This window comes from Nocardioides soli, from assembly GCF_014191495.1.
Taxonomy (GTDB): Bacteria; Actinomycetota; Actinomycetes; order Propionibacteriales; family Nocardioidaceae; genus Nocardioides; species Nocardioides soli.
The window spans coordinates 575,622-586,177 of record NZ_JACHWR010000003.1; the positions used below are offsets into that span (position 1 = coordinate 575,622).

Consider the following 10,556-nt stretch of genomic DNA (forward strand, 5'->3'; position numbering starts at 1 on the left):
AGGATCCACCATGGCTCTCACAGAGGTGTACACGGGCAAGAACGCCCAGCTCTCCCTGGCGACCGCGGACACCCCCGAGGGTGCGGACGCGAAGGCCGCGCTCGACGGCTACGCACTGCAGACCGTCGGCCGCCTGACGGAGGTCCGGGTCACCGTCGACACCGCCCTCAAGGAGTTCTACGAGGTCGGTCGCCGGCACCCGGTGTCGCTCAGCCCGGGCGACATCGCGATCCACGGCAGCGCCCAGCGGGCCTACATCAACGGCGCCCTGCTGTTCCTGCTGATGGGCCGCGGCGCGTCGTTCACGGCCGTCGCCGAGCCGTACGTCCAGCCGACGTTCGAGATCTCGATGGGCTTCGCCGACCCCGCGCGCCCGGAGGAGGCGCTGTCGCTGACGATCGGGGGCGTCAAGTTCGAGAACTGGCGGGTCACGGTCCCCGAGGACGAGTTCGTCATCGAGAACCTGTGCTTCCGGGCACTGACCATCGGTGTCCTCGACGTCGGCGCGGACAACGCCGGCAACGTCGTGTTCGCCGACCAGCAGTGAGGCCGGTGCCATGCCCCTCACCGCCGAGGACCTGCTCGCCGGCAGCTCGCTGACCCACGTCGTCGACGTGCCGGCCGGTCTGGTGGGAGCCGGCGACCCCGGCACCGTCACGCTCCGCCCGCTCACGGTCCGCGACGTGCAGCTCGTCGCCCACGCGGCGAAGGACGACCGCGAGCTCGCGGCGGTCCTGATGATCTCGCGTGCGCTGGTCGAGCCCCCGCTCACCGCGGACCAGGCCGGGCGGCTACCCGCGGGCCTCGCCCGGTTCCTCGTCGACACGATCAACGAGCTGAGCGGCATCGACACGCCCCGCGACCGGCTGGCCGAGCTCGTCCAGGCGCCGCTCGCGAAGGCGTGCTTCGTGCTCGCCGACGAGTTCGGCTGGACGGCGGAGGACGTCACCGGCATGACGATCGGACAGATCCTGATGTACCTCGAGATGGCCGGGCGGGCCGCGGAGGTCGCATGACCACGAGACCGGCACGCGAGCACCGCTCGGGCATGGTGACGCTCGGCGGCGGCAGCGCCGCGCAGTGGTGCAGGGACGTCGTGCGGGTCACGCGCGACGTGCACCGGATCGACACCGCCCTGGAGGCGGCGTGCGCGACCGTGTCGCCCGCGCCCCGGATCACCGCGACGCCGTTGCTGGGTGGTGCGCTGGCGGAGGTCGTCGAGCGGACGGAGCGACCCGTGCCCGACGCCGCCGCCGAACACCGGAGCCACCGCCGTGTGGCGGCGGTTGCGCGTGACCTCACCGGAGCCCACGCGGACGACTGCCCGTCGGGTACCCGGCCCCGCCCACGACCGGTCGAGGCGCCCGACCCGGTCTCGCCCCCGGGATGCGCGCCGCGCCCGGCCGAGCGGCCCGACCCGGGGCCGGCGCCGTCGGTGCCCCGGAGCCCGTCCGTGCCGGCGGCCCGGCTGCGAGCGCTCGCGGGACCCGACCTCGACGCGTGCGCACCGGGACGCAGCCCCGGTGCGGCCGACGCCGGACGTCGTACGCCGTGGCCCGCCCCACGCACCGGGCCGAGCCGGCCGGCGCAGGCCGTCGCGCCGGTGCACCCGTCTGCGGACCTCGCCGCGAGCCTCGCGTCGCGGCTCGCGAGCCGGGTCGGGGCGAGTGGTCCCGACGACCTGCTGAGGCTCGGGCGGGCGCGGGTGCGCGCGACCGGCCCGGCCACCCACCTCCTGGCGGTCGACCTGCGGACGCTCGCCACTCCGGGCGCCGCGGACCGCGCCCTCGGCACGGCGCGCGAGCGTGCCGCGGACACGCCCGTCGAGGCGCCGCGCGGCCGGCGACGCCGGCCCGCCGAGCCGCCGGGTGGTGGCCACCGAGCACCGCCGACCACCGACGGCGCCGACTCGGTCCGCGCCCCGCGTGCACGCACCGACGCACCGGCCGCTCCCGACCGGACGCCGTCGACCCCGGCCGCCGACCCACCCACGGACGTGCAGGGACTGCGCGCGCTCGCCCGGTACGCCGAGCCGCCGGCGCCGCCGCCCAGGCTGGGGGGTGGACCGTTGTCGGACGACACCGAGGCCGCCCGCGGGCTGCCGTGGACCGGCACCGCGCCGGTCACCCCCGACGTCCGCGCCGCCACGACCGCCGTCGGGCTGAACGAGCCCGACCTCGAGCTCGTGATGACCCGCATCCTCGACGATGCCGCCCGCCGACACGGGATCGAGGTGTGAGGTGCGCCCGATGCTCGCGGGGACCGAGCTGCCGCAGGTGCAGGACCTGACGACGGCGGACCTGCGCGCGGTCGCGGAGCACAAGGCGCCCGGCAAGGACGGGTCGATGCTGCAGAACCTGGGCCGGGCCCCGACGGGCGTCACCGTCGCCGGCATCGCCTCGGACCCGAGCGCGCTCGACCTCGTGGAGAGGCTCAAGGACGACCTGCGCACCGGCCAGCCGGTCGCCTTCGTCGCCGACATCACGGCGGACACGGTCATCGAGCAGGTGCTCATCGACGACGTCCAGGTCCGGCAGCTCGCGGGGCGGCCGGACCGCTACGCGTACGCGATCGCGCTGCGCGAGTTCATCGAGCCGGTCGAGCCCGCCTCCACGGCGGCGCTCGACGCCGACATCCTCGGCGACGCGACGGACCTGCTGGGCGGGCTGCTCGACGGCCTCGACATCGCCGACCTGTTCGCGACCGGGCTGGAGCGGTTCGTCGAGCCGCTCAGCGGCCTGCTCGGCCGCCTGCAGGAGGCCAACGGGTCGGGAGGTCCGTGACCGCGCGGCGCGCACGAACCGCGGACCCCCGCACCACGACAGGACAGGACCGAGAGGAGAGAGACCGATGGCGGACCAGAGCCTGTTCGAAGAGCTCAAGGAGGTCCTCAGCGACTTCAAGAGCTTCCTGGACGACAACGTGCCGACGATCAAGCCCGCGATCCAGGCGATCGCGTCGCTCGTGCCGCAGGTCACCGAGCTCCTCGACGAGCTCGCCGGTCTGCTCGACAAGCTGAAGACCGAGATCCAGAACCTCGACGTCGGGGCGATCCCCGGCCTGGGCGAGGTGGCGGAGTTCACCGGCAAGATCCCGGCGCTCCTGGAGGCGGCCAAGAAGCTGCTGCCGAACGAGTCCTCGAGCATCGGCGCGATCGGCGACATCTCCGACGTGGTCAGCGGCCTGCCGTCGGTGGACGCCGTCAAGCAGGAGCTCCTCGACCTGATCGACGCGGTGAAGGCGCACCTCGTCTCGCTGAAGCCCTGACCGGCGCGAGGCACCCGACGGGCAGGGCACGGACCGCAGGAAGGGGGTGAGCGCGCATGGTGCGTCCGATGCTGGGCGACCTCGAGCTGGAGCAGGTGCAGGTCGTGGAGACCGACGAGGACCAGCTGCTCGTGCGGCACCCCGTGCCCGTGCTCGAGGGCGACTTCCTGCAGGACCTCGGCCGCCGCGGCGCACGGGTGTCGCTCACCGGCGTGCTCACGCGGCCCGACGTGGCGGACGGCCTCGCCGACCTGCGCGACGCGTTCTACGCGGGCGACCCGGTGGCGTTCGTCTCCGACATCACGCAGGCGACCCTGATCGACCGGGTGCTGATCGAGCGCATGGACGTGCGTGAGCTCGCCGGCCGACCGAGCGCGTACGAGTACTTCCTCACGCTGCGCGAGCTGACCGAGGCCGAGCCGATCGAGATCACGCCCGTCATCATCCCGCCGCCCCCACCGCCGAAGGTCGACCAGGGCCGCTTGACCGTGACGGTCGTGGTCGAGGGCGACCCGGCGTTCGACATGGACCGGGTGCAGGTCACGGTGGCGGGTCGGACCGACGAGGGCGACCCGGGCTTCCGCAAGCAGCTGACCAACCGGATCCGCCCCGACACCTGGTTCGAGGATCCGTTCCCCGCGGGTCAGTTCACCGCGACCGCCCTCGTCGACGACGACAAGACACCGACCGGCCAGCACGAGACGCTCACGGGCTCCGAGCCGGTGACGGTCCGCGAGGGCGAGGAGGCCCACGTCACGATCGTGTTGCGGCGCGGCTCGAAGATCGGCACCGTCTTCGTCGTCACCTTCCACTTCGACAAGGCGTTCGTCGAGCCGTGCGAGCGGCACGTGCTGCAGCAGGTGCAGCAGTACGCCCAGGAGCACCCGGACGAGCAGCTGCTGGTGGTCGGACACACCGACAAGGTCGGGTCCGACGAGTACAACCAGGCGCTCTCGGAGCGCCGCGGCCGCGCGACGTTCGCGATGCTCACCGCCGGCAGCGACCGCGCCCGGTCCGTGGCCGAGTGGAACGGCCTGCGCCAGGCCAGGCCGACCGGCACGATCGCCACCGTCAAGGACACGTGGGGCACCCGCGAGATCCAGCTCATGCTGCAGGACCTGGGCCGGTTCCAGGGCAACGTGGGCAAGGACGCGGAGCTCACCGACGCCGCGATCCGCCAGTTCCAGCGCGACCACGGCCTGGCCGACGACGGCGTGGTCGGCGACGCGACCTGGCCGGTGCTCATCGACGAGTACCTGGCGCACGACGCCGTGGACCTCCCGCCGGCCCGTCTCTTCGAGAACAAGAACGCCTCCGGCTGCGACTCGGGCGCGCTGCGCTGGCTCGGCTGCGGTGAGCAGGACCCGGTCGACGGGCGCGAGACCGCGTGGCGGCCGAACCGCCGCTGCGAGCTCATGTTCGTCAAGGAGCACACGATGCCCTGCCAGGTGCCGCGGCCGGTGACCCTGGACCAGACCCCCGACGGAGCCGGTGGCGGCGGCTGGTGCCTCGACGACGGGACGGCCACCGCCGTCGACTGCTTCGTGGTGCCGTGGCCGGACCCGTGCCCCACCAACCCACCCGGTGCCGGCGGCCCCGCCCCGGCGAACCGGCCCTGGTGCCGCAAGCCGGCGGAGTCCGGCACCTTCCCGGTCGCGGGGAGGATCACCTTCGAGGACGGCAGCCCGTTCGCCTCCGGCTCCTACGTGCTCATGGCTCCGGACGGCGAGTACCTCGGCGGCGAGGTCGCCGTGACCGGAGCGGAGCGCGCCGGCACCCCGATCGCGAGTCGGTCCGCATCCGACGGGTCCTTCACGTTCCCGGGGCCGGTCCCGCAGAAGGGGCCCGGCACGTACGTCGTCTCGGTGGACGGGCCGTTCCTGGTGCGCACGCGCACGCAGACGCTGCCCGAGGTCACGGGCAACGCCACCTGCTTCCGGCTGGACGGGTCGGCGCCGGCGGACGTCGTGATCGTCGACCGGGCGGTCGCGTCGGTGCGGCCCGCCGTCACGGGACCCGACGTCGTCGTCGTGCGGAAGCCGCACACGAACCCGGCGCGCCGGCAGGTCGTGCTGCGCTCCACCACGGCCTTCACCGGGACCGGCACCTTCACCCGGTCGAGCGACGCGGTCCGGTTCTTCGACGCCGCGGCGGGCGGCACCGAGCTCACCTTCGACGGCGTCGACAACGTCTTCGACGCCGCCCGGCTCGCCGCGGGGGTCACCCTGTTCGCCGAGGGGCGTACGGCGAGCGCGGCGCCGAACGACGTCACGCTGACGCTCGCGCTCACCGTCAACGGGACGCCGGGGCTGTCCACGACCCACCGGCTCACGTCGGTCGAGCTCTTCCTCGACCTGCACGCGAGCCGGACGGCCGCGGGCGCGGCCCCCACCCCGCTCAGCGATGCGCAGAAGATCGACCCCGGCCGGTTCGTCCAGGTGCAGGACGCCGGCAACCACGCCGGCCGCGCGATGCTGACCGTGCGGCAGGCGGCCCCCGCCGCCTTCACCGGCACCCTGGTGCTCGCGCCCGTCGGCGCGCGCACCCGGCTCTTCGGCGCCGCCGACGAGGTCGCCGCCGCTGGACAGGCTCCGCTCGGCACGCCGGTGAACCTGCCCACCACGGGCATCCCGGCCACCGGGACCTCGTTCTGGGTCGAGGGGGTGACGGCGAGCGGCGCGCTGCGCGACGCGACCGTGCAGCTCGGGATCGACGGCGTCGAGCCCGATGGCGACCACGTGAACCTCACCGTCGTGCTGCTCAGCGACCTCGTCGCCACGGTCCCGGCGACGCCGGCTCGGACCGCACGACTCGGCAACTCGCCGGTCGCGGCGCACGCGCTGACCGTCGGCGCCGGGCCGGTGCCACCGGCGTCCGCCTTCGACACCGACCCGACCGTGAACCCGCCGCTGCCGCTGGTCGAGGGCTCGGTCGCCGCCGGCTCGCCCGTCGCCCTCACCGTGCAGGTCCGGCCCGCCGGCGTACCGGTGCGATGGCAGGCGCTGCGCGCGACCGGCATCGCAGTGGCGAGCGGCGGCGACGACGCGCCGGGCGTGGTCGCGCTGTCCGCGAACCCCGTGCCGACCGTGACCCCGGACGCCGGCAACCCGCTCGCCGCGACGATGGTCGCGGACGCCGTCGGCACGTTCCACGTGCGCGCCTTCGTGGACGGCAACGGCAACGGCGCCTTCGACGCGGGCGCCGATCGCGAGCCCGCCATCGTGCTGCCGGTGGTGTGTGGCCGCGCGACGCTCTTCCTCGACTCGTCGGTCGCGCGGTCGACGAACTTCACCGTGACCCCGAACGGCGTCGGCGGCATCACCGTCACCTCGGGCTCGTTCAACATCGCCGCCCCGGCGACCGCTGCGATCCACATGAACGCGCAGGTCGACGTCGTCACCGGCGGCGCGGACGGGCGGCGCGTCATCAACCAGTTCTTCGGTGGCTGGATCAACAACGAGACCGCGGTCGAGAACGTCGTCGGCACCTTCCAGGACGCCGCCGGCACCGTGCACTCCGACCCGGCGGTGTTCGCGTCCAACACCGGCGCCGCCACCGGAGGTACGCCGGCGAGCCCGGTCTTCCTGCCCGGCGACCCCGCACCGGCGCTCATCGCGCCGCCGCTGCTCGACTCCGGGCGCGGCGCCGGCACGGTTGGGATCGGCGGCGACAGCGCGACCCTCACCCGGAGCCGGATCCGCACCCGGACCAACCAGGCCCTCGGGGAGCGCTGGATCGTCGAGTCGGTCGACAGCCCCGGCGACGGCGAGGGCCCCACCCATCCCGGGTTCGCGGCGGCGACCCTGCGCAGCTTCCGGTTCGGGCTCACGTTCTCCTCGACGCTGGGCATCTGGACGAACCGCACCGCGGTGAGCGGCGCGACCGGCGACCCGGCGGACCGGGCCTACGGCGTCGTGCTGCAGCTCGCCTGGACGCAGGGCGGGCAGTGGACCGTCACGCCCGCCACCGGTGCCATCGCCGTCGTCACCGCGCCCACCACGACGATCTCGGGGCGGGTCACGACGTCGCCCGCCGTCGCCGCGTCCACCACACCCGTGGAGGTCCGGTTCCCGGCCTCGACCGACCAGATCGCGAGGGACGCACGCGCATGACGGACTGGACCGTGACCTCGGAGCTCCTCGACGCCGGCCTCGTCGTCGCGGTGGAGGTCGTCGACGTCCGACTGGGCGACACGGAGGACGACGGGTCTCGGGTGGTGCGTCGCGGCACGGTGACCGTGCGGGTCGTCGAGGTGGTCAAGGGCCGCTCGCTGACACCGGTCGGCGAGACCGCGGACGTCGACATCGAGGTGCGTACGTCGTCCGGCACGCGGGTGCCGGGCGGCTGGTTCGGCATCTGGTCGGCAGTGCCGCTCGAGCCGGGCGTGGTCCTGGTCGCGTTCTGCGACGCCGGGTCGGCGGACCTCGCCGTGGCCCTGACCGACGAGCACTGCACGCAGCTGGTGCCGGACGGCCCGAGGCTCGACGACGTGCGTCTCGCCCAGGCGGTGCAGCGGCGCAGCCCGACCGTCGACCGGCTGCTCGACGAGGCCTGGCGGCGCCGCGGGGAGGCCGGCCCGGTGTTCGCCCGCTACGTCTGGGTCGCCGTGCGCGAGGCCGTGGTGGCCGACGCGGCGCGCTTCGGCCGGCTGATGGACGTCGCGACCGACGGTGGGACGCGCGCCGACGCGCAGGAGCAGTACCTGGTGTGCGCCTACGAGGACGCGACCTTCTCCTCGGCGTTCCCCGCCGAGCGACGCGCGGCGCTGGCCCGCGCGATGGCGGCCGCCGCGCTCGATCCGCGACTCGGCGAGCTGCGTGAGCACCTGCTGTCGACGTACCTGCCGAACCTCGTGGGCGCGCCGGCCCCGGAGCCGCTCACCCCGGCGGCGGTCTTCGCCGACGACGAGCACCTGCGCGACGTGCTCGCGGCCGAGGTCGCCGACCCGGCCGATCCCGCGACGTCGAGCCCCGCGCTCTCGGCCTGGCTGCGGGAGGGGTCCTGATGCTGCGCCCCGGGTACCGGATCACGATCGGCGACCACGTCGTCGACACGACCGCCGAGCCGAGGGCGAGCACCGCGGTCGAGCTCACGGTCCGCCTCGACATGGACACGCCCGTGGACTCGGTGACGCTCGTGCAGGGCCAGGTCGGCGGCCTGCGTGCGCAGCCCGGCGACGACGTGTCGGTCGAGCTCGGGTACGCCGACGAGGACGACGGGCTGGTCCGCGTGCTCACGGGCACGGTGGTGACCACCGGCCCCGGGATCCGCACCGAGCGCATCGTCGGGCACTCGACCGCGGACGCGCTGCTGCGCACCTTCGTCGACCGCACCTTCGAGGACACGACTGCGGGCGAGATCGTGCGGACGCTCGCGCAGGAGGCCGGCGTCGACGTGGACCGCGCCGAGGACGGACCGTCGCTCCCGGCGTACGTCGTCGACGGCCGGCGCAACGGGCTGCGGCACGTCCGAGACCTGGCCTGCCTGTCCGGTTTCGACACCTACGTCACGCCCGCGGGGGCGCTCGTCTTCGAGCCGTTCACCGGCAGCCGGGACGTGCACACCGTGAAGTACGGCGAGCACGTGCTGGGCGCCGAGCAGTGGCGGGCGCGCCCGCGAGCGGGGACCGTGGTGGTCTTCGGAGAGAGCCCCGGATCGTCGCGCGGGGACGAGTCGTGGGCCTGGCTCACCCAGGACTTCACGCCGCGGCGGGGGAGCGCCGGGAGCGGCGCGCCCACGCTCCTGGTCGAGCGCCCGGTCGCCCGGTCCGCACAGGTGGCGCAGGCCGCGGCGCGGGGGATCGCCGACGCGCTCGTGGCCTCGTCGCTGCGGGTGCGGGTGCGGCTCCAGGGGCGCCCGCAGGTCAAGCTCGGCGACCTGCTGCGGCTCGAGCGGTTCCCCGCGAAGGCCGCCGTCGACCGTCTCGACGGCAACTACCAGGTCCGCGGCGTCCAGCACCGCATCACCAAGACCGACGGCCTGCTCACCGACGTGACCCTCCGCGGGCTCGCCGGACCCGCCGCCGGGATCGGGGCCGGCCTGCCCACGGGAGGCACCCCATGACCCTCGTCGACACCATCGCCGCCATCGTCCGGCACGAGCTCGCCGCGGTGCGCGTCACCGAGCTCGGCGTCGTCGCGGACGTCCACCCGCACTCGGACGCGAGCGACGACGACAACTACGGCGTCGACGTCACGCTCAAGAACAGCGGACTGGCCCTCAAGCGGGTCCCCGTCGCCACCGGGCACGTCGGGACGGTGGCGATCCCGAACGTCGGCGACCTCGTGCTCGTCGGCTTCGACCACGGCGACGTCAACGCGCCGGTCGTGCTCGGCCGCCTGTACGACGACCGGGACCGCCCACCGCTGTCCACGACCGACGAGACGGTCTTCCGGCTGCCGCTCGCGGAGCCCGACGACAAGAGCGTGCTCGCGGCGATCCGCAACCACCAGGACGACGACCCGCCCCGCGAGCTCGTCATCCAGATGCCACCCAAGATCACGGTGCGGATCGTCGACGGCGTCGTCACCGTGACGGCGGGCAGCACCGAGATGGTGCTCGACCAGGCCGGCAGCAGCGGCGGCAAGGTCACCGTGCGGTCCGGCTCGTCGTCGATGGTCCTGGACCAGGACGGGGACGTGACCGTCGAGTCCGCGCGGTCCGTCACGTTCAAGGCCGCGCAGGCGCTGGCCATCGAGGCCGGCACGTCGGTGTCGATCAAGGCCGGGACGAGCCTCACCGCGTCGGCCGGGACGACCGCCACCGTCAAGGGGTCGCTGACCGCGACGCTGCAGGGGAGCGCCGGCGCGACCGTGCAGGGAGCCCAGGTGTCCGTCAAGGGCATGACCTTCTTCTCGCCATGACCACCTCGATCCGCGCCCGGGCCGAGATCCGGGCCGACACCACCCACACGACCGGAGGGAGCGACCGTGCCAGGGATGCCCGTCAGCATCGGCTGCAACGTGATGGTGATGCCCGGCGCAGCCGGGCCACCGGACACCGGCACGATCATCGCCGTCCTGCCGCCGTTCGTGTTCGCCGACGTCATGCCCCTGGCCACCTCGGGCTCGATCTGCCTCATGGTCAACTCGCTCTCGGGCGTGACCTACCCCCTGGTCATCGGGCCGCTCGGGTCGGCCGGGGTACGGGTGACCGGCAGGTCCCTGGTCCGGATGGGCGACCTGATCCCGTCGCCACCGGGCGTGCTGATGATCCTCGGCCCGCCGGCCGCGACCTGCGTGACGGACCAGTGGCCGCCGTGACGCCGCGCCGTCGGTCCACCACCTCCG

At 74.2% G+C, this 10,556-nt stretch carries 10 protein-coding genes; all 10 read left to right on the forward strand.

Annotated elements, in window-relative coordinates; genetic code table 11:
* Positions 1 to 10: 10 nt before the first annotated feature.
* The 10 genes from FHU40_RS21580 to FHU40_RS21625 all read left to right on the forward strand — a co-directional run bounded on the left by FHU40_RS21580 (position 11) and on the right by FHU40_RS21625 (position 10,529).
* Positions 11 to 547, forward strand: a complete 537-nt coding sequence (locus FHU40_RS21580; protein ID WP_183594402.1) for a hypothetical protein — start codon at positions 11 to 13, stop codon at positions 545 to 547.
* Positions 548 to 557: 10 nt separating this feature from the next.
* Positions 558 to 1,016, forward strand: a complete 459-nt coding sequence (locus tag FHU40_RS21585; protein WP_183594404.1) for a hypothetical protein — start codon at positions 558 to 560, stop codon at positions 1,014 to 1,016.
* Positions 1,013 to 2,239 (forward strand): hypothetical protein, encoded by a 1,227-nt coding sequence (locus tag FHU40_RS21590; protein WP_183594406.1) that lies wholly within the window; start codon positions 1,013 to 1,015, stop codon positions 2,237 to 2,239. The genes FHU40_RS21585 and FHU40_RS21590 overlap by 4 nt, the downstream gene beginning before the upstream one ends.
* Before the next feature lie 10 nt (positions 2,240 to 2,249).
* Positions 2,250 to 2,783: a hypothetical protein gene (locus tag FHU40_RS21595; protein ID WP_246391247.1), complete on the forward strand. Its 534-nt coding sequence runs from the start codon at positions 2,250 to 2,252 to the stop codon at positions 2,781 to 2,783.
* Between the two features lie 67 nt (positions 2,784 to 2,850).
* Positions 2,851 to 3,267, forward strand: a complete 417-nt coding sequence (locus FHU40_RS21600) for a hypothetical protein (protein ID WP_183594410.1) — start codon at positions 2,851 to 2,853, stop codon at positions 3,265 to 3,267.
* Between the two features lie 56 nt (positions 3,268 to 3,323).
* Positions 3,324 to 7,379: a peptidoglycan-binding protein gene (locus FHU40_RS21605; protein ID WP_183594411.1), complete on the forward strand. Its 4,056-nt coding sequence runs from the start codon at positions 3,324 to 3,326 to the stop codon at positions 7,377 to 7,379.
* The gene (locus FHU40_RS21610; protein WP_183594413.1) at positions 7,376 to 8,272 is read left to right on the forward strand and encodes a hypothetical protein; all 897 of its coding nucleotides are present in this window, start codon (positions 7,376 to 7,378) and stop codon (positions 8,270 to 8,272) included. The genes FHU40_RS21605 and FHU40_RS21610 overlap by 4 nt, the downstream gene beginning before the upstream one ends.
* Complete coding sequence (locus tag FHU40_RS21615) at positions 8,272 to 9,330, forward strand: hypothetical protein (RefSeq protein ID WP_183594415.1); 1,059 nt, start codon at positions 8,272 to 8,274, stop codon at positions 9,328 to 9,330. The genes FHU40_RS21610 and FHU40_RS21615 overlap by 1 nt, the downstream gene beginning before the upstream one ends.
* Positions 9,327 to 10,130: a phage baseplate assembly protein V gene (locus FHU40_RS21620; RefSeq protein ID WP_183594416.1), complete on the forward strand. Its 804-nt coding sequence runs from the start codon at positions 9,327 to 9,329 to the stop codon at positions 10,128 to 10,130. The genes FHU40_RS21615 and FHU40_RS21620 overlap by 4 nt, the downstream gene beginning before the upstream one ends.
* 75 nt (positions 10,131 to 10,205) lie before the next feature.
* Complete coding sequence (locus FHU40_RS21625; RefSeq protein WP_183594418.1) at positions 10,206 to 10,529, forward strand: hypothetical protein; 324 nt, start codon at positions 10,206 to 10,208, stop codon at positions 10,527 to 10,529.
* Positions 10,530 to 10,556: the final 27 nt, after the last annotated feature.